The sequence below is a fragment of the Paenibacillus sp. FSL L8-0641 genome (genome assembly GCF_038006265.1).
Taxonomy (GTDB): domain Bacteria; phylum Bacillota; class Bacilli; order Paenibacillales; family Paenibacillaceae; genus Paenibacillus; species Paenibacillus polymyxa_D.
On the sequence record NZ_JBBOUW010000001.1, the window covers coordinates 4,456,797 to 4,476,395 of the forward strand.

The 19,599-nt window shown below is 44.2% G+C and carries 19 protein-coding genes and 3 pseudogenes; 4 read left to right on the plus strand and 18 right to left on the minus strand.

Annotated features, from left to right (window positions below; all coding sequences use genetic code 11):
* Positions 1 to 137 precede the first annotated feature (137 nt).
* On the plus strand, positions 138 to 1,451 hold the full coding sequence (locus MKY16_RS20205; protein WP_029518181.1) for a hypothetical protein: 1,314 nt from the start codon (positions 138 to 140) through the stop codon (positions 1,449 to 1,451).
* Between the two features lie 172 nt (positions 1,452 to 1,623).
* Here MKY16_RS20205 and MKY16_RS20210 read toward each other — a convergent pair whose 3' ends face one another.
* From MKY16_RS20210 to MKY16_RS20240, 8 genes and pseudogenes are all read right to left on the minus strand, one after another.
* A complete protein-coding gene (locus tag MKY16_RS20210; RefSeq protein WP_069012594.1) occupies positions 1,624 to 2,103 on the minus strand; it encodes a DinB family protein in 480 nt (159 codons plus the stop codon).
* A gap of 178 nt (positions 2,104 to 2,281) precedes the next feature.
* Complete coding sequence (locus MKY16_RS20215; protein WP_340933144.1) at positions 2,282 to 2,419, minus strand: hypothetical protein; 138 nt, start codon at positions 2,417 to 2,419, stop codon at positions 2,282 to 2,284.
* Positions 2,420 to 2,440: 21 nt separating this feature from the next.
* Positions 2,441 to 2,491: pseudogene (locus MKY16_RS26160) on the minus strand (hypothetical protein); the annotation flags it as partial.
* Positions 2,470 to 2,658: a hypothetical protein gene (locus MKY16_RS20220; RefSeq protein ID WP_204366477.1), complete on the minus strand. Its 189-nt coding sequence runs from the start codon at positions 2,656 to 2,658 to the stop codon at positions 2,470 to 2,472. The gene MKY16_RS20220 and the pseudogene MKY16_RS26160, both read right to left, overlap by 22 nt.
* Positions 2,655 to 2,828, minus strand: coding sequence for a DUF2281 domain-containing protein (locus MKY16_RS20225; protein ID WP_080658656.1), 174 nt, complete (start codon positions 2,826 to 2,828; stop codon positions 2,655 to 2,657). The genes MKY16_RS20220 and MKY16_RS20225 overlap by 4 nt, the downstream gene beginning before the upstream one ends.
* A gap of 209 nt (positions 2,829 to 3,037) precedes the next feature.
* Complete coding sequence (locus MKY16_RS20230) at positions 3,038 to 3,418, minus strand: hypothetical protein (RefSeq protein ID WP_029518179.1); 381 nt, start codon at positions 3,416 to 3,418, stop codon at positions 3,038 to 3,040.
* A 34-nt stretch (positions 3,419 to 3,452) separates the two neighbouring features.
* Positions 3,453 to 4,494: pseudogene (locus MKY16_RS20235) on the minus strand (IS3 family transposase); the annotation flags it as partial.
* Between the two features lie 1,284 nt (positions 4,495 to 5,778).
* The gene (locus tag MKY16_RS20240; RefSeq protein ID WP_340956796.1) at positions 5,779 to 6,657 is read right to left on the minus strand and encodes a hypothetical protein; all 879 of its coding nucleotides are present in this window, start codon (positions 6,655 to 6,657) and stop codon (positions 5,779 to 5,781) included.
* 121 nt (positions 6,658 to 6,778) lie between these two features.
* Between MKY16_RS20240 and MKY16_RS20245 the strand changes: the two genes are divergently transcribed.
* The gene (locus MKY16_RS20245; RefSeq protein WP_029518176.1) at positions 6,779 to 7,720 is read left to right on the plus strand and encodes a zinc-binding dehydrogenase; all 942 of its coding nucleotides are present in this window, start codon (positions 6,779 to 6,781) and stop codon (positions 7,718 to 7,720) included.
* A gap of 903 nt (positions 7,721 to 8,623) precedes the next feature.
* On the opposite strand, the gene MKY16_RS20250 is transcribed toward MKY16_RS20245, so the two are convergent.
* Positions 8,624 to 9,412 (minus strand): TrmH family RNA methyltransferase, encoded by a 789-nt coding sequence (locus MKY16_RS20250; protein WP_340956799.1) that lies wholly within the window; start codon positions 9,410 to 9,412, stop codon positions 8,624 to 8,626.
* A gap of 77 nt (positions 9,413 to 9,489) precedes the next feature.
* A pseudogene (locus MKY16_RS20255) lies at positions 9,490 to 10,155 on the minus strand (potassium channel family protein); the annotation flags it as partial.
* A gap of 160 nt (positions 10,156 to 10,315) precedes the next feature.
* On the opposite strand from MKY16_RS20255, the gene MKY16_RS20260 reads away from it, so the two are divergent.
* The gene (locus MKY16_RS20260; protein ID WP_016819939.1) at positions 10,316 to 10,549 is read left to right on the plus strand and encodes a small acid-soluble spore protein SspI; all 234 of its coding nucleotides are present in this window, start codon (positions 10,316 to 10,318) and stop codon (positions 10,547 to 10,549) included.
* A 151-nt stretch (positions 10,550 to 10,700) separates the two neighbouring features.
* On the opposite strand, the gene MKY16_RS20265 is transcribed toward MKY16_RS20260, so the two are convergent.
* The 3 genes from MKY16_RS20265 to MKY16_RS20275 all read right to left on the minus strand — a co-directional run bounded on the left by MKY16_RS20265 (position 10,701) and on the right by MKY16_RS20275 (position 15,097).
* On the minus strand, positions 10,701 to 12,281 hold the full coding sequence (locus tag MKY16_RS20265) for a peptide chain release factor 3 (protein ID WP_029518174.1): 1,581 nt from the start codon (positions 12,279 to 12,281) through the stop codon (positions 10,701 to 10,703).
* 307 nt (positions 12,282 to 12,588) lie between these two features.
* A complete protein-coding gene (gene zwf / locus MKY16_RS20270; RefSeq protein WP_029518173.1) occupies positions 12,589 to 14,145 on the minus strand; it encodes a glucose-6-phosphate dehydrogenase in 1,557 nt (518 codons plus the stop codon).
* 187 nt (positions 14,146 to 14,332) lie between these two features.
* Complete coding sequence (locus tag MKY16_RS20275; protein WP_069012592.1) at positions 14,333 to 15,097, minus strand: YwmB family TATA-box binding protein; 765 nt, start codon at positions 15,095 to 15,097, stop codon at positions 14,333 to 14,335.
* Between the two features lie 247 nt (positions 15,098 to 15,344).
* On the opposite strand from MKY16_RS20275, the gene MKY16_RS20280 reads away from it, so the two are divergent.
* Positions 15,345 to 15,809, plus strand: coding sequence for a hypothetical protein (locus MKY16_RS20280; protein ID WP_340956800.1), 465 nt, complete (start codon positions 15,345 to 15,347; stop codon positions 15,807 to 15,809).
* A 75-nt stretch (positions 15,810 to 15,884) separates the two neighbouring features.
* On the opposite strand, the gene MKY16_RS20285 is transcribed toward MKY16_RS20280, so the two are convergent.
* The 5 genes from MKY16_RS20285 to MKY16_RS20305 all read right to left on the minus strand — a co-directional run bounded on the left by MKY16_RS20285 (position 15,885) and on the right by MKY16_RS20305 (position 19,598).
* A complete protein-coding gene (locus MKY16_RS20285) occupies positions 15,885 to 16,535 on the minus strand; it encodes a response regulator (RefSeq protein ID WP_013372995.1) in 651 nt (216 codons plus the stop codon).
* A complete protein-coding gene (locus tag MKY16_RS20290; protein ID WP_165148441.1) occupies positions 16,513 to 17,592 on the minus strand; it encodes a sensor histidine kinase in 1,080 nt (359 codons plus the stop codon). The genes MKY16_RS20285 and MKY16_RS20290 overlap by 23 nt, the downstream gene beginning before the upstream one ends.
* Positions 17,593 to 17,608: 16 nt before the next feature.
* Positions 17,609 to 18,256 carry a cell wall-active antibiotics response protein LiaF gene (liaF, locus tag MKY16_RS20295; RefSeq protein ID WP_165148438.1) on the minus strand — a complete coding sequence of 216 codons (648 nt, stop codon included), beginning with the start codon at positions 18,254 to 18,256 and terminating at the stop codon, positions 17,609 to 17,611.
* A 149-nt stretch (positions 18,257 to 18,405) separates the two neighbouring features.
* The gene (locus MKY16_RS20300) at positions 18,406 to 19,110 is read right to left on the minus strand and encodes a PspA/IM30 family protein (protein WP_013311895.1); all 705 of its coding nucleotides are present in this window, start codon (positions 19,108 to 19,110) and stop codon (positions 18,406 to 18,408) included.
* Positions 19,110 to 19,598, minus strand: coding sequence for a PspC domain-containing protein (locus MKY16_RS20305; protein ID WP_165148435.1), 489 nt, complete (start codon positions 19,596 to 19,598; stop codon positions 19,110 to 19,112). The genes MKY16_RS20300 and MKY16_RS20305 overlap by 1 nt, the downstream gene beginning before the upstream one ends.
* Position 19,599: the final 1 nt, after the last annotated feature.

The following is a 19,599-nucleotide window of genomic DNA, read 5'->3' on the forward strand; positions in this document are numbered from 1 at the left end:
TACTTTTAAATCCATTCGCTGTCAAGAGAAAATAAGACATTTTAAGAACATTATTTTAGAGGCTGCCGGAACATTGAAATATCACATTTATTGTGATATAACTCTTTTGATTGAACTGTTTATGAAAGGAATCTATCATGAAAATCAAGCTGGGTATTATCACGCCTGAGACCCATATGGACTATTTCCGCGCCATTGAAGAAGAAATGCGGCCCTTATGTCAGTTCAGGTTTCTTACAATCAGTAACTTCCGGGAAACAACAGACATCTATCTCAAAAACTTAGATTCGGTGGATGGATTTGTGATCAGTGGCAGGATGCTTTACGAGTCAATCGATAAGGAATGCCTGGATGAAAAAGTACCTGTTCACATTTTGCAGGATGATGAAAACCTGCTTTACAGGGAACTTTTCCGGCTGCTGGTTACAGAACCTGGGCTTGATATATCCCGGATCTATGTGGATTATGCGTATATAATCAAGTCTTTCAGCGAATTCCAGCAATACCTGACTCATGAGGGAAAGCCCATTGACAGCGGTGATCTGCTCGAACGGGTGGAGACAATGCTGGAGAACCATATCACTCTATGGGAAGACAAGAAAATAGACTTGTCCATCACCGCGTTCGGCCACTTTGTTCCAGAACTCAAAAAGCACGGAGTCAGATATATCTTAATCCGGCCCACTTTGGAAAACGTTAAAGAGACCATAAGAGAGATCATCAACGAGATTACTATCCTCAAGCTTAAGAGTCAGAGGGCAGTTGTCGCATGCTTATCGACCAGAACGGCGGATCCGCTATCTGAAGAGCAGCTTCATGAGCTAAAGGTCCTTGTCGGCAGGTTTCTGCGCAGCGTGAATCTGGCAGACACGGCCCAAATTTCGGAAGGCTTTGTCAGACTATACACCACCTACGGAAATTTCATGAAAATCACCACTAACGCGCATAACTGCACCCTACTGGAGTATCTGGAAGAGCGCATAAGCGACAAGGTGAAGATCGGGTGGGGCTCGGGACATGAATATTTTCAAGCTAACATTAACGCCACCAAAGCTCACAGACAGGCGGAAGCCTTTACGGGCAGCTGCAGCTTTTTTATAAACGAGGATCAGAAGGTTATCGGCCCAATGCGGAGCATGAATGTCATACAGTTCTCTGAACAGGGGGACCCGGAAATCATCGCGTTAGCCAAAACTATCGGAATAAACAACATCAACTTGCAAAAAATCATGTCTTATGCAGAAATCATGAGAACAAATAAATTATCCTCTGAGGATGTTGCTGGGTGCCTGTCCATGACCGTCAGAGGTGCAAACCGTATCCTTAACAAAATTGAAGAAAGTAAATACGTACAAACGGTATTTGAAAAACGAGACAACAGTAAAGGGCGACCCAAAAAATACTACGAACTGTTGTTTCTTGACAAAGAAGGGCGCAAATTAAGCAGATGACACTCATTGTTACGTTTGCCATTTCGACTTTAAATTAATGGCAAAAAAGGCACATTTTCAAAACTGAAAACGTGCCTTTTTTTTGAGCTTGATTTACCAAGCCAAATCACTTCCTGGCCGGACGACCAGCTCTGCATATGCTGCCCCCTCATCTGGGAACAACCTAAAAACATTATTTAACTCGAATTTGTTTCTTTAACAACATGATTTGTCCGATATGATATGCATTATGAATACTTAAATTAGAAACAACTCCCCACCAAGGAGCATTAAAATATTCTGGAAGTTGTTTTGTGAGCTTTGATTCATCTGTTTCTTCTAAAATAACTCTCCAATTGCTAAATACATTCTCAAGTCTATTTAATGTTTCCTTCCAGCCTAAATCATTCAATTGATCTTGAGTCAAAGAAAATGTCTCATCATTGTTAATAGCATTATTTAATATAAATTCTCCTGCCTTAAAACGCTCAAGCCATGTTTCATTCCAATAAATAAGATGATTCACTATGGACCATATGGTTTGTTTATTGTCATTCTCAGTAACTGCTTCCGTTGCTGTTAGATCATCCAGTATATCCGCAAGAGGAATGAACCAACTCTTATCGTTATAACATGCAGTTAATTGATCTATTAAAATTGATTTATAGGTCATCAAATGCTCCTCATCTCTTAATCGATTTAGGGTTCTTTCGGATAACGTTCCTATATTCACGACTCAGCGAATGCCGGACCCAGGACGAAAGTCCGCAGCATGAATATTATGTTAGATGTAACAGCCTACTTTGAATTACCTTCAGTCGTTCTTACAAAAGAAGAACACCAAGCCACTTCTACACTTGATGCTCTTCTATCCATTTTTGTATGTTCTCTTCTGTGAATTTACCTTCTGCAGTCTTCAATCCCAATTCAACTAATTCTTCTTGCTCGTACTTTACAGAAATCTCATTTAAACGTAGTAAAAGCAGCATTGTTGCTACCCCTATTCGTTTATTCCCATCAATAAATCCATGATTCTTTATTAAGCAAATGTAATGACAGATATTTCCTTTATACTTCCTTCGTAAAGTTCCTGTCCATCGAAAGCTGCTTCTGCTTTCTTTAGAGCACTTTCAATTAGTCCAAGATCTCTAACTCCATCGGAGCCACTAGTTGCCTTAATAATCTTAGTATGGAATTCAAGAATTTGTCCCAGACTAAGACTCTTCATTTAGCTAACTCCCTAAGTGCCTCAATATTTTCATTCACAATATCGTCCATGATCGACTCCATTTGCTTATTGCTACGATTCTTTAGGAATTCAACGAAATCAATCACTTCAATTTTCTTGTCATCAGGCAATGCCAAAAAGTCTTGAATAAGTTTCTCTTCAATGCTCACTATGCATACTTCCTGCACTTCTTTGTTCTTTATTATACACTAAAGTCTGAAGGGAACTAACATCTGCTTCCTATGTTGTTTGGTGTTGCTGGTATTTCAGATAACATTTCTGTATTTACGACCCAGCGTATGCTGGGTGTCTGGCAGCTCCCACTCCCATAAAACCCCTCTGCCGGGCCCAGGGGCATGCCCGCCGCGTGAATATTATGTTATACGATGGGCATTTCATCACTGAATATACTCATCAAAATTTCTCGAATATATACTAGTTGAATAACTGCAATCTTGCTTGCAGGATCGAGTGATCTTAATGACAGATCGTATTCCCTACAATCAAAATACACAGAACCACTTCTCAAACTAATCTTGTTTGCTTCTGGGATTTCACTTACTCCTCTTAGCAGATTCAATTTCTCCTCTCTACTTCTTGGATCATCTGGATCCCATTCTGTTATTAATGGGAGAGTTCCATGCGTAACTTTATTCCTAAGATTTTTAACTTTCTTCAAATTATCAATTACATCTTTATTATATACTTTTTGTTTTTCTAAATAGGTAATCAGATTGTTAAATGTAAATTTATCGCTCAATGAAAATGGATCTTCTATCAGTTCGATGCTGCTGGTTGAACCAATGAACATAATCGTATAATTCCAACTCCAAATGACGAAGATTTTGAAAGTTCATCTGGTTCACGAACTCCGTTTTCATGATCTTATAGGTGGCTTCGGCCACGGCGTTGTCATACGGACACCCTTTCGCACTCAGCGATCGACCGATTTCAAACGTCTCTAAAAGCTCATCCATCTTTTGATTTTTGAACTCGCTGCCACGGTCGGTATGAAACCACTGAATCTGATGCAGATCGCCTTTCACGGTCGCAAAGGCGCGAGAAATCAGTGCTGCATCCTTATTAGGGCCAGCACTATGACCGATCATTTCTCGATTGAACAGATCGATAAGCACACAAATATAGTGCCACTCGTTCTGGACTTTCATATAGGTTAGATCACTGACCACCACGCGTTTGCTTTCCGTTTGGTTGAACTTGCAGTTCAGTGTATGGGCTATAGCCGCTTCATTACAAGCGGCTTTATGGGCTTATATTGTGCCACAGTGTATGTCGAAACCAGTCCCTGCTCTTTCATGATCCGACCGATTCGACGTCTGGAAACCACGAGCCCTCGCTCGTGAAGCTTAACTTTAATCTTTCGGGTGCCATACGCTTTTCGATTTTTGTGAAAAATGTCCACAATGGCTGTGGTCACTTCGTCTTCTGGCGACTCTTCGTTGGCTTCATAGTAAAACGTACTTCTTGCGATTTGCAGGACGTCACACAATGCTGATACCGAGTATTTATCCCGATTATTCTGAATGATAGCTACTTTCGTCCCATGATCAGCGCGGCTTGCTTTAAAATATCATTTTCCATTTTGAGGCGTTGAACTTCTTTGCGTAAAGTGATTAGCTCATTCTCTTCTGGCGAGCGATTGTCCTTCTCTGAGAAAGAGCCTGTCGTTTGGCCTTGTTTAATCCAGCGATCCAAAGCCGAGGCGGTGAGGTCATATTCCTCCACCAGATCCGCTCTGGACTTTCCGTTCTCATATAATAGCACCATTTGCTTCTTGAACTCTGCTGTAAAGGTACGTCGTTGTTGTTTTGGCATTGTAGAAATCCGCTCCTTAGGATAATAGGTTTATTCTACAAGCCCTCATTTTTATTGCCCAACTAAGTGTAGCCGATCCACCCTTGAGAAAAATCATCTAATAGATAGCTGATTATTTCTTCCTTCTTCATTAGCCCCCCTAAAAAAGCACGCCAATGCCGAATATTAAATCTCCATATTTATAACTACCTAAGGATAAAACAGAGTAAAAAAACTCATAAAAATGATAGATTTATTATAATCCTTACCAGGAAATTAAACATTTATTCATTCTTTTCAGTATCAATTTCTTTTTAAACATTTCTTCTCCCAAGAATTGCACTAATAAACGAGTTTTCCTTGAGTTTCGGGATACGTAAAAACGCCAAATAGCCCCTATCTATAAATCAGATGGGAGAAGAGCTAGAATATATCCAAGTTTGAAAAAGTGGCAACAAGGAAATCAAATGCTTTTCGATCTTCAATATCCAGGAATTGGGAAAACAGCACAAACAGGTACATCAAATAGTGGAACAGAAACAAACTGTTTCCTTGGCTGTCAAATCCCACTCTAAATTAGAGTACTTTTTTTCGCACTCGCAGTGTGTTGTTGAAGAGCCAAATCTTTCGCCCATTTATAAGCGATGAATTGATCTATCACCCTTCTAGATAGTTGTGGATCCGATCCAATCTTTTTGCATACGAGAAACTTCTCCCGCAGGTCTAAACTATGGTGAGTGCTTACTGAAACAGGCTCTTAGGCAGCAATTTTGCCTGCTGCTAGCGGTAATTTTTGTTGTGAATTTCTATAACAGTCCCCATATTCGAACATTATTCTAGATAATGAAGCTGTTAATTCATTATTTTAGTTAGGGTTTACTCGTGAAACAAGAGATAAATCAAAGTATGAATCCATATAAGGATGGCGATCCTTTTGGTTCCTCTCATATACATTAAGAAGCTGAATATGTAAATTATATATATCTTTATAATTAATCTTAATCTCCTCCCTTTTTATTTTATAACCAGCATAGCCATATAGCAAACGAAATAGACATATGATATCTGTTCGGTGAAAATAAAGTATTAGACTAGAGTTGTTGATTTAGCGAGGTTTTTGAACTGAAGAATCGTCAGCTTTTGAAAAATAGGTTTTCGACTGAACAATTAATATAAAGCAGCGGCAGACCAAGACTTGATAAATAAAGCCTTAGACTGCCGCTGTTGTCATTCAACTAACAACCACCTATTCTGAATTATCAGCTACCAATAACTTTTCGATTCCATCCTCTTGTAAGTGTCGGATTAGACAAATGCACAATCAGCTGGACATCCCAGGTTCTCGAAAACTGTGCGCGCAGCAGAATCTACTGGCAGGAAAACCTCAATTTGCGGATATAAGCGGCCGCCTGCGGAAATCGAAACCTGTCTGTAGCGTACGGGAATAAGGTCTCCGGAGCTTTCCATTCTGGCTAGAATTGTTTGTATTTGATCAACATTTCCCCCTACATCCGGCACACTCAGATATTCGCACGCGTTATATTTCTGAACTCTATCCAGCAATTTTTGATACCACGCATCATAACGCGAGAGCATGTGCTCACTCTTAAAGGATTGTATTCCGTTTATGATGTGCTCCTCCCACTGCCTAAACGACGCCTTGTCAAACGTGGAGCGGGACCGGATAGGAAAACCAGAATTAAAATGTAAATCGACCCTATTCATTAAACCGTCATATGAACGGTTCAGAGGGATTTCGAACAATTGATGAAACGGCTCATTTAATCCCTTGATGTCCTGAGTATGTGTTACGACCATGGCGGGAAAAGGAATACTCCTCATCGTTTGCTGAGCCCACTCTAATGCACGCTCCAACGACCGTCCATACAATTCGGTCTGAATTGGAAGAAAACCGGCTGCCAAAAGCAAATCGTTACGCTCGTTGGATGTACACTCAAGATATTCTGCAATATTTATTATCGTCTGGCGGGTCGGTATGCGGCGGGTACGTCCAACCAGCAAATTTTTATACGAAGGAAAAGCCTCGTCGTTTAGCTCTTGTTGAGTAAATCGTTTCAAGGACGGTTGAGGTTGATCGACAAGCTTTTGCTGGCGTTTTATCCGCAGGGCTTCAATTTCTCCCATTACGATTCTATGTCTGGAATTCTCCGTATCTATATCCATCTTCTCTTCCCTTCTCTTATGAAGTGTAGTTCTGCACTTGGGCCGAACCTTTATTTAAAGTATACTCCTCATTGAAATGAAGGTCATCTAATGACCATAACCAACATGGAGGAAAACCGATATGATTCGTACTATTGTTATTGATCCGCATGCCCCGTCTCTTTTGGCCTTCAAGGAAGTTGACGCCCCGCAGCCTAAGCCATGGGAAGCGCTTGTGCAAGTGAAGGCCGTCTCACTCAACCGCGGTGAAGTGAGTGACGCTAAAAATCAGGAAATTTCTAGCCGTCCTGGCTGGGATTTCGCCGGGATTGTCATCGAGCCGGCAGAGAACGGCGCAGGACCGCAAAAAGGGGCCAGGGTTGTTGGTTTGCTCCCGATGGGAGCCTGGAGCGAGCAAGTGGCTGCTCCCGTATCGTTGTTGGCCGAAATCCCAGACAAACTCACTTTTACGGAGGCGGCTACCCTCCCCGTAGCAGGGCTCACGGCTCTTTATGCACTTCGAAAAGGCGGCATGCTGCTTGGCAAACGGATTTTCATTACAGGCTCTAGCGGCGGAGTTGGGTTATTCGCCCATCAGCTTGCAGTCCAATCCGGCGCATACGTTGTAGGTACGGCAAGCACGGAAGAGAAGGCTGAGCTTGTTCGGGAGGTCGGATCCGACGAAGTGATCATTGGATATTCCGCAATTTCATCAGCCAGCAAATTTGGGCCGTACGATCTGATCATCGATTCAGTAGGCGGCAATGCACTGGCGGCGTTGCTGCCGCAGCTAGCGCCCCAAGGGATTTGCGTTGCGGTAGGATTTTCCTCTTCAAATACCGTAATGATCGATATGAAGAATATGGTGACCAGCGGAGGAAGAACCTTGTACAGCTTCTTTTTAGGTGAGGAACTCACTCGTCAATCAGCCGCGGACGATCTGAGTTTGCTGGCCCGGCTGGTCACAGATGAGCGGTTAATCCCACGAATCCAAGTGGAGGCGCCTTGGACCGAAATTGACACCGTTGCCCGTAATCTTATGGAACGGAAATTCTCGGGCAAAGCCGTGCTTCACTTAGATTGATTATATAAGTTTGCAACTATAATCCCAGGAATCTAAAAACGAATCTGAAAAAGAAACGGCAGTAGTACACCCTTACTCGTTTGAGTGGGAGTACCGCTGCCTTTCAATGAACCCGGCTATTTGACCTTTATATTTCGTATAGTAATCCATCCAGCTTTAATATCAACACAGTTATTCCTCTGCCCTCAGTGGCACCGCTTTAAGAATGTTCATTTTCTCTCACTATTCTGCCAGTTGGCTTAATGAAATGCTCACCAGTCTAATACTTTATTTTCTAAGTCTGGTACTTTATTTTTCAGTCTAACACTTTATTTTCTTCGGACAATATCAATTTAATATTTCTCAGAATTAATCAACAAATGAGATAAATGATGGGTACCGTTTCGCCTCAGCTTAACAATACAATCTAAAAACAGGTTTGCTAATTATCTAAATATCCTCGAAAGCTAAAGACAAACTTTGCCTGAGTATCGACGGATGTAATCCTCCAAAAAGCAGAAAGAGATTTGAATGGGAATAGCAATTTCCCAAAAACGGGTTATCATTTCACCTACCATCTATAACGTAAAAACAGCCCCGAAATAGAAAGCTTTTCATCGGGACTGTTTAGGTTAGATATTAAAATGTCCTGTAGGTAAGAATATATATAACAAAATTTTATTGTAGCCGAGAAGAGGTTATTTTCCCTTTAGATAATGTTTGTCTTACTTCTTGTTATAAAAAATTTTCTGTCCTTTTTCACCATAAAATAAGAAAACTTAGATTAATCATTAACAGATAATTTTGTATTTGGTTAGCCTTAATTACCGGTTTTATTGGGTTTTCGGGGACATTGACTGTCTCATTTAGATGGTATAAACAGTCTCAATTGATGTTATAAACCACAGCCCCATGTTCACTCTCTTAGTTTCGTTGTCTCATGGCCTCAAATAACAGCACCGTAGAAGCCATCGCCGCGTTCAGTGATTCCGCTTGCCCCTGCATCGGAATGAATACCGACTCATCCACCATGCGCGCGGTAGCAGCAGAAATACCTTGGCCTTCGTTTCCGATCACAAGCCAAGTGGAAGCACGCAAATCTATGGTATAGCATGACAAGCTCGCATCCAACGAGGTGCTGAGCAAGCGGGCACCTTTACTTTTGGCCTGCGGCAAAAGCTCCTCCAGACTGCCTTCAATCACCGGCAGGTGAAACAACGATCCCATCGTGGAGCGGATCGTTTTGGGATTGTACAGGTCGGCGCAGCCATGACCCAATATTACGCCTGCGGCTCCAGCAGCGTCCGCGCTGCGGATGATAGTGCCTACATTGCCGGGGTCCTGCACCCCGTCCAGCACCATTACCAGTGCATCCGGCTGCTCCAGCAATGCCTGGAATGCGCTGCGCTCCTCCTTACGCACGATGGCAAAGACCGACTGCGGCGTCTTCGTATCGGTGCATTTTGCAATGACCGCCGCTGACACGGGAACCCATTCCACCGGCTGGTCTGCTGGATCCAGGCCATTCAGCTCGGCGGGAATGCCCTTGTCCAAATCATAGGCGACGGTTTCGACAGCCGCGTCCGAACGCAGCGCTTCCTGCACCAGATGAATACCCTCGACAATATATTTATGCTGCCGTGTGCGATGCTTTTTCTCCAGCAGTTGCGCCCACTCTTTTACACGCGCATTATTCGGTGAAATGATTTCCATTCGTTTAACCTTCCGTTTCTTTGTCCGTTTCAATAAAAATAAATGATGTATCACTTGCACTTGAACACAAGCCCTCATTAGGCTGCAAATGCCAGCTCCAGCTTGGTCAGGTCATCCTTGTGGCCCACAATGACCAGTACATCACCCGGCTCCAGACGATCCTCGGCATAAGGTGAAATGTTCATTTCCTGATTTCTGCGAATCGCCATCACATTGCAGCCGAAGCGTGCACGTATGTCTAACTCTTTCAGGTTTTTTCCAATCATGGAATCGGCGGCTCTCATCTCCAAAATACTGTAGTCCTTGGACAGCTCGATATAATCCAAAATGTTGGGGGATGTCAAATGATGGGCTACCCGTAACCCCATATCCCGTTCAGGATAAACGACTTTATCTGCACCTATCTTTTGCAACACTTTTCCATGCAGCTCATTTTGTGCCTTGACCACAAGAGCTGGTACGCCCATGTCCTTGAGAATCAATGTCGTCAGAATACTGGCCTGTATATCTTCGCCAATCGCAACTACGATTACGTCAAAATTACGGATACCCAGCGCTCGCAGCGCTTCCTCATCCGTCGAGTCGGCAGACACCGCATGCGTCACAATATTCGACATTTCCTGTGTACGCTGCTCGTCCGAGTCAATAGCCAGCACATCAAAACCCATCTCACTCAGCGCACTGGCAACACTGGAACCAAAACGTCCCATGCCAATAACCGCATACTGTTTTTTTGCCATTCCTTCTTTACCTCCCGATCACCATACTGTCCGTCATAGTATAGCATATCATGCTACAAACATAAATTTTGACATACTTATGCCAAATGCTTCTCCATGTATACTGGACAACAGCCCAAGCCATAATACATTCGATCACTACTACAACATACGGGAGGTACACATGCCCATTACAATGGATTTACGACAAGCAATTGTTCACAAAGTACACGGCAAATCAGAAGCTGATCTTACGGATATGATTATTGGGTCAGTGGACGGACCTGAAGCCGCTCTGCCTGGATTGGGTGTCATTCTTGAAATCGCTTGGAAGCATATGAGCCCAAATCAACAGCACGATTTCGTCCATTTGGCACATGAACAAATCGATAAAATCAAACCCGTGCCTTTAACCTAGCTCTAGCTATTTAACTTTTTGTTCCAATTTAATTGTGCTCATTATTTTACCCGTATTCGAAAATGAAAATAGTCCACTCGCATTCACATCGAGTGGACTATTCGTTGTATACACTAAATGACTGAGATCAAACTGTTCTGCTTATTCAATCTTACGGAGCCATTTCTAGAAACTTAGCTGTCGGGTTTTTCTCCATAGCCGTACGCATGGCATACTCGTTTTCGAACAAGGCGACATAATTGCCCTTCTTATCCTTTACCAGCGTAGAGTTAATACGGAACTTGCTCGGGTCAATCTGCTCATCCACAATCCAACGTGCAAATTGGAATGGCATACGCTGAAGCTGTACATCAACTCCATACTCACCCTTCATGCGGTACTCAAATACTTCAAATTGCAGTTGGCCGACAACACCTAATAGCGTATCGTCAAAGCTTACCGTACGGAAAACCTGAATCATACCTTCCTCGGTCAACTGGTCAATACCCTTCAGATACTGTTTGTGCTTCAAGGCATTTTTCACCGTTACCTTGGCAAAAATCTCAGGCGAGAAGGTCGGCAATTCATCAAACACAACCTCGCTACCTTGGCTGAGTGAATCACCAATACGGAAAATACCCGGGTCAAACAATCCAATAATATCGCCAGGAAAAGCCTCCTCAACAATATCACGGTCCTGTGCCAGGAACTGCTGTGGCTGAGACAGCTTTATCTCCTTGCCCATCCGTACATGCTTAACACTCATCCCGCGTTGAAACTTACCAGACACAATACGCAAAAATGCAATACGGTCACGGTGAGCCGGGTTCATGTTCGCTTGAATTTTAAATACATAGCCGGTAAACTTTTCGTTTGTTGGCTCAATTTCCCCAGCTGTACTACGGCGTGGCTCCGGTTTAGGAGCAAGCTGAAGGAAGTTTTCCAAAAAAGTTTGTACACCGAAATTATTAATCGCACTGCCGAAGAATACCGGTGTTAATTCTCCGCGCTGTACTTTCTCCATGTCAAAAGGGTCACCCGCGACATCAAGCAACTCCAAGTCTTGGCATAATTGGTCATGCAAATATTCGCCCGCCATCTCACGAATGATCGGATCATTGTAATCTTCCACTTTTTGTACTTTAATCGTGGAATGGTCATCTCCCTGAAACAGCTCGACCTGATTTTTGACACGGTCATAGACACCGCACAGCTCGCGTCCTGTACCAATCGGCCAATTCATAGGCACCGAACGGATGCCAAGTACCTGCTCCAACTCCTCCATCAAATCAAAAGGACTGCGTCCCTCACGATCCAGTTTGTTAATGAAGGTGAAAATCGGAATTCCACGCTTCGCACAAACTTGAAACAGCTTAATCGTTTGCGCTTCCACACCTTTCGCTACGTCAATCAGCATGACTGCACTATCTGCTGCTGTTAATGTACGATACGTGTCTTCACTGAAGTCCTGGTGACCTGGGGTGTCCAGAATGTTGATGCGGTGACCATTATAATCAAATTGCATCACTGAGGATGTTACAGAGATCCCCCGCTGTTTTTCAATCTCCATCCAGTCACTCGTGGCGTGTTTGCTTGCTTTACGCGCTTTAACTGAACCAGCAAGACGAATCGCGCCCCCGAACAGCAGCAGCTTTTCCGTTAGTGTCGTTTTACCCGCATCCGGGTGAGAAATAATCGCAAACGTACGCCGTTTGTCGACTTCCTGTTGAAGTATATCTGTTGTTTTACTCATTTCACATATCCCTTCATGATCAAATCCATTGCATTCCTGCTCAAGCTATTCATAAAAAGGCCATGATGCACGCCTGTTTTCATAAAATCATCGGCTCTATCGGCTCATTTCCGTTAGCCCCATTATTCGGCGTACCCCGTTACCATATTCATTATAAATACGATCTATTTACATGTTTTAGCCTGCCTTTAACTTATAATCAGTTGCAAACTGAAAACCTGAGACTAAGCTATTATAGCACACTCCGAACGCAAAGCATCCCCTTACGTCCTAAACAGGACATAGGGGGATGCAGGACAAAACGGGATTACTGAACGCCGCCTACTCGCCAGATGACATTATCTTCATCCTGACCGCTAACCGGCCACCACTTGAAGCCATCCTGCTCCAATAGCTTGTGAGCACCTTCCGGTCCCCATGAGCCTGCAGCATAGGTTTCCAGCGTATCCGGGGTCTGCTGCCATGCTTTGGCGATTCGATCGACGAATCCCCATGCCGTGGCAACCTCATCCCAACGCGTGAAGTACGTCGAATCACCCTCAATCGCATCCATCAGCAACCGTTCATAAGCCTCCGGTGAGTTGATGCCCACCATACAGCTTTGGCAAAAATCCATAGCCAATGGCTCAATATCTGATTCCGAGCCAGGTTTCTTGGCATTAATTTTAATGTAAATGCCCTCCATTGGATTGACCCGAATTACGAGCAAGTTCGGTTCCAGCTTATGCTTTTGACCGAGGTACACGTTCGTTGGCATGCTCTTAAATTCCACAACAATCTCCGTTGTTTTTACAGGGAGACGTTTGCCCGTACGAATATAGAACGGTACGCCAGCCCAACGGAAATTATCAACAAACACGCGTGAAGCAAAATAAGTCTCTGTGTTTGACTGCGGATCAACCTTGTCTTCTTGGCGATATCCCGGCAACTGCTGACCGCGATAACTGCCTTCGATGTATTGACCACGCACCACATTGGTTTTCACATCGTCAGACGTTTCAAAAGGGCGCAGCGAACGCAGCACTTTCACCTTTTCATCACGGATATCCTCAGGCAACAAACGACTAGGTGGCTCCATCGCAATCATCGTTAGCATTTGAAGCATATGGTTCTGTCCCATATCCCGCAAGGCGCCGGAATGATCGTAGTAACCTCCGCGTTCCTCCACCCCTACCGTTTCACTAAGCGTAATTTGCACATTGGCAATATGCTTATTATTCCACAGTGGTTCAAAGAAGGCGTTCGCGAAGCGGATCACCTCAATATTTTGTACCATTTCCTTGCCAAGATAGTGATCAATTCGATAAATTTCTTCTTCGGCAAATACTTCTCGTATTTCAACGTTCAATTCTTGTGCAGATTCGAGGTTATAACCGAATGGCTTCTCAATGACAAGACGATTCCACCCCTTGCCATCCATCATGCCGCCATCTTTCAAGCTCTTAGACACGCTTCCGAATAATTCAGGAGCCAAGGCCAAATAAAACAACCGATTTCCCGGTATGTTAAACTTGCTTTCTATAGACTCCGTCTGCTGTCTCAACTCATGGAACCCTTCGACATTGTTGATATCAAGCGATTTATATTCAAAATGCTCGGCAAATGCCTGCCAATCTTGATCATTTTCTGCTTTGTAGCGACTAAACTCCTGTATGGAAGCGTACAGGTCATTACGGAATTCTTCCTCTGTGCGAGGACGCCTTGCTACACCAATAACGGCAAAATCCTCAGCAAGCTTGCCTTCGCGGTACAAGCTGTAAATAGCAGGAAAAAGCTTGCGACGAGCCAAATCGCCCGTAGCGCCAAAAATAAACAGAACTGCGCCTTGCGTCACAACAGATTCTTTAGCAGGTATGTCAGCCATGTAGTACCTCATTCTTCCCATGTCAAGATTCCGCAATCCACAATCCCCGAAATCCGCATGTAGTATTGTGTATATTTATACAAGATCATACTTGATTTTCGAAAAACATGGAACTAAAGATTTGATGATATTTTAGCATATCCTACATGGATAAGCTATCCGATGAATCATCAATTTACCTTATAAGTCAGTATTCAATCGTGATGAGCGGAAAACCGAGCGTTATACGTGTATCCTGTTGCTCCTTATCTTCATGTACAGCCATCTGCATCTGGACCTGATGCTCACCGCTTTGAATCATTAACGGCAGCTCTGGAGCTTCATAGGATATAGCCACAGTAGTCGCATCCGTATATCTTTCTTTGGCCTGCATGGAGATGTTCCCTGTTAAGCTCGCTTCTGTCAGTTTCAACAGTTGATCTTTGGATTCCTTTGTATGCAGCGAACGCTGAAGGGCCGTGTTCCACTGCGCTTGAATCCCCATAGACTTTAATTGCTCAGCACAGAGTTTATGAAGCTGAATCAACGGCTCACGTCCTGCATCGTTGCTCTCCAGTTGAACGACTACATACCATTGCCCAGTTTGACGTTCCATTACATTTAAGCGGATTTTTAGATCCTCACTATTACGAACAGAACGATAAACCGTGTGTCCATTTTCCACGAGTTTGTTTACTGTGGGTATATTCAGCTGATCAGCTATCTGTGCCGCTACATCTGCCGGCTCTTCATGGTTAGAAATCCAATCGCCTTGCCACTTCACAACCAGCTTATCCAGCGTACCCGGGGCCTGGTCCGAGATGGTTAACAATGAGCGTAAAGCCGTTTCTGCCTCGCGGGAATCATATCGGTTTGTCTGAAGGGTTCCGTAACGCCAGCCAGCCAGTACCAGCACCGTTCCTATTACCAAAATCGTAATAATCCCTTTTCTAATCAACTCTGCTTTTAGCATTATCGTTCCTCCCGCTCCACAACCATCCGATTCCCACACCTACGCTCTGAATACTTTCTTTTTCGGCTGGTTTGAAATCTATGAATCTATTAATAGCATTCCCGTTGTCAGAGGTTTTATACACACAGCAATACGGCAAAGCCCTTCTAAAATATTCATCTGCCTACTGGGTGTTCGACCATACATCGTAGGCACCGTAAGAATAGACTATGATCACAATGCATCTTACACCAAAAGAGGTGAAATCATGTTTCCGATTTATCCTGTAAATGAAGCCAGTGTGGCACCTCATGGTGGACGTCTGGTCTGTGCCGTTATGCGTGATGGTACACGACACATCGGCATCTTAAGTGGGTGTAGCAAAGGCAAGCTGATGTTGAACGGATATCCACCCTCCTTTCCTGGCAGTCTCTATGCCGGGAGCTACAGTAACAAAGGAAAACAAACCCCTAAAAAGATTTCCTCTAAAAAGAAAAAAAGGAATCCTAAAAACAAAGTTCGCACCTCTGCCAAACTAAATGCCTTAATTAAGCCGCCCAATGCACCTCTGAGTCCATCCTTTCCTTATGACGCAGGCGGATTTGCTGGAAATGGCTATAGTAGTTATGGAAATGGCAAAGCAGGCTATCGCGGTGGGTACGGCGGATATGGATACGGTGCAGGGCTTGCACTAGATCTGGCTTTAATCGCCTTTTTATTCCTCCTGATCTAAACACCTTGTTATAGAACACAAAAAACCGGAGAACTATTATCGTCTCCGGTTCTTTGTATTCGTTTATTCTACATTCTACTCTGCTAATCCGTTCTTATAGGCATAGATCGCCGCCTGTGTACGGTCTTCCACTCCTAATTTAGCGAGAAGGTTCGTGACATGGAATTTTACCGTCTTAATCCCGATAATCAGCTCGTCTGCGATATCCTGATTAGACTTCCCTTGTGCCAACAGGCGAAGTACCTCCATCTCACGATCAGTCAGCTCCGTATGGGCGGGCGCTTCAGCCTGTGGCTGGCGGAATCGATTCATCATCTTGGAGGCCACCTGTGACTCTAGTACGGACTGTCCACGTGCAGCTGCACGGATCGCATCCGCTATTTCGGAAGCGCGAGACGTTTTAAGCAAATAGCTGAATGCCCCTGCCTCAATGACCGGATACATTTTCTCATCGTCCAAATAACTCGTCAGCACAATCACCTTTGTCTCTGGAAGCAGACGAGTTACCTGGCGTGTCGTTTCGATGCCATCCATGCCATCCATGACCAGATCCATCAAAATCACATTTGGCTTGTATTCAGAAGCCAACCGTATGCCTTCTTCTCCGCTTCCGGCCTCGCCGACCACTTCAATACCTTCTTCCGTCCCCAGCACCGCCGCAAGACCAATCCGTACCATTTCATGGTCGTCTACCAGCAGTACGCTAATCGGTAATTCCGTTTCCATGATCATCGTTCCTTCCGCTTTCATCATTAATAACTGGCACGGACACCTCAATCCGTGTACCTTTTCCCGGAGCCGTTATATACTGAATAGCCCCTCCAATTTCACTGACCCGCTCCTGCATGGTGGATAATCCATATGAAGTCTGCTTTTTCTCATCCAGTTCAAAACCAATACCGTTATCCCGAATCGTCAGCCTGATGGAATCCGGGCGTTGCACGATACGAATTTCCATGCGGGTTGCTTTGGCATGGCGCAATGTATTAGACATCGCTTCCTGAACAATACGAAACAAGTGGTTCTCAATGCCTTTAACCAACTGTACTCCGCTTTCAATCTCAAAATCAATCTCCATGGGTACCTTTGCCTGCAACTCCTGTACCAAATCACGCAACCCCTGCTCAAGCCTTTTCCCTTCCAGATAGACAGGCCGTAGATGAAGTAGTAACGCCCGCATTTCAGATTGTGCCACAGAAGACATTTCTTCAATTAGTGCAACTTGACGCTGTGCTTTATCAAAATCCTTATCCAGCGTCCTCCCCACAGCCGTCGCGGTCATTGAAATAGCAAATAATTGCTGTGATACGGCATCATGCAACTCTCTGGCCAGCCGCTGCCGCTCCTCCACAATCGCAGTCATCCGTGCCTGTTCCGCCAACTGAGCATTATCCGTGGATAAGCGTTGTAAAGACGTAACTTGTTCCTGCCATTTACGTCCAATCCGTTCCAGCTGCTCTCCCAGTCTACCAAGTTCATCATGCCCTAGGGGCGGCAACTCACGTGCAGGGGTTCCCTTTTCCCACATCAGCAACGTCTCTCTCAACATTTCCAGTCTGCTTTTAAAGCGGTAGCTCTCATAAAATCCGTACATTGCCCCTGTACCAATCAACACCAGTATAACGGCTCCTGCAACTTTCAATATCATTCCCCAGGTTGGAAACGACTTCACATATCCATATGTATACAGCATATAAAAGACAACTACGCCTACAACAACACACAGGAGGATACCTTGACCCATACTGCGGGTTACCATGTTGGACGTTTTTTTATGATTCATCCCGGCTCCTCCTGATTCAATAAAATCGGACGCGGACATCGCCCGCCAAGTACGAAACGACAAACTTCACTTTATATTCACTCTGCTCAAAATGGGGAGACTTCCAAACCAGTCGATTGAGCATCCCCGCCTCATGATCCCGGTCAAACTGAATCTGTCCGAACAGGACGAACATCTCCACCTCTACACCGTAATTATCCGGTAGCGTGATATCAATGTCACCGAAGATCCCTTGTAAAAATATGACGGACTCACGTTCCTCTGGTAGAGCCAACGTCAGATCGGCATCCACATCGCCAACCACATGCCATATGCTTGTGCTACGCAGGCTCCACGGCACTTCATCCCATTTATGATTCGATATAAAATTGTGCTTGAATATGGAGCTTTGACCTTTATGCAGCTTCCTTGAACGTGAATAGAATATAGCTAATGATGCTAGTGTAACTACCACAAACAGGAACAAATGATCCAGCACTAGCAATCCAGCACCAATCGCGAGCATCGTGTAACCCTTTTTGATTTTGGAATTGCGGATCTTATATATTCCGGCCAACATTAGAATCAGTGCAACCACGGAGAGGAACCCAATCCACTGACCGAATAAAATGATAATCCCGATGCCAATCCCTGCCAGTGCCAAGGCTGATTTTCTTCTCTCCATGCTGCACCCCCTTTTTGTTTATACAGGACGGAAAAGCCATAGTGGCGCAACATTCCGCCATATGGCTTTCCTGAACCATACAGATTAGGCACGATCATCGACCAATGTCCATTCCATACAGCATATCATAATGTCTTGTTTCCGAGTAGTCAGTCCTTCTTCATATCGACTGGTTTAACACCTGTCTGAATTTTGGACTTAAGCTGTTGAAGCTGCTCATCCACTTTAAACTGTTTTTCAGCCTCAGCCGGATTAACATATGCTTCTCCTGGAGCTTGACGGTAAGGAGCACGCAGTACGTCAGCTTCAGCTTCCATTTGCATAATTTTTTCTTCCATACGGTGGAAGCCCAATGAAGCAGACCCACTTTCAATCGTATGCAAACTATTGATTTGAGACATTTGCTTTTTGGCTTTCGCCATTTGAGCACGGGATACTAACTCATTGCGCTTGTTGCGCATTTTATAGAACTCATCTTTCATGTCGTGAAGCTGTTGTACTAATTCTTTTGCTTGAAGCTCAGCTTGTGTATGCAAGTCGCGGTATTCGTCCTGCTTTTGCACAAAATAAATCTTCTCTCCCAACAGCTTGCGCGCTACTTCTTCCTGACCATTTCGCAATGCGGATTCGGCTTGCTTCTCACGCTCATTGGATACACGTACCGCTTCCTCTAAACGCTGTTTCATACGTCGTTCATTCGCCATTTGCTTGGCAACCGTTACCTCAGCCTCGTGAATTTCCGCCTCCATATCGCGCAGATATTGATTCAACATAATAATCGGATCTTCCACTTTATCCAACACTTCATTCACCGATGCTCTTGTCATATCCTTCATTCTTTTAAAGATCCCCATTATTTACGATCTCCCTTCTCAAATTGCTCTACTTTTTTGCGTAACTCTGCCAATTCTTTTTTCATTGCCTTTTTCTCAATATCTTCCATCATGGAATCCAAGTCATTGTTCTGACCTGTGTTAAATTTGGATGAGTTGCGGGCATCTTGACCAAAAAACGGGTTCGAATTGCCATATGCACCGCCCTGGTTGTAACCAGTTCCCTGCCCATACTGCGATCTTGTATTGTGACTGCCATAATAGCGTGGATCCTGTTGATGGTAGGGCCCGCTGTCAGGGCCAAATCCTCCATCGAAAGGAGATCTCGGCTCCTTGGAGATAACCAGTGCCGCAATCACATAAATCATAAATGTGGTTCCTGCTGTAATAAAGAAACTGATCACAACCAGAATACGAATCCATGTTGAGTCCATTCCTGTTGCGTCAGAAAGACCGCCACATACACCTGTTATTACTCTATCCCGGCTTGATCTGTAAATTCGGGTCATT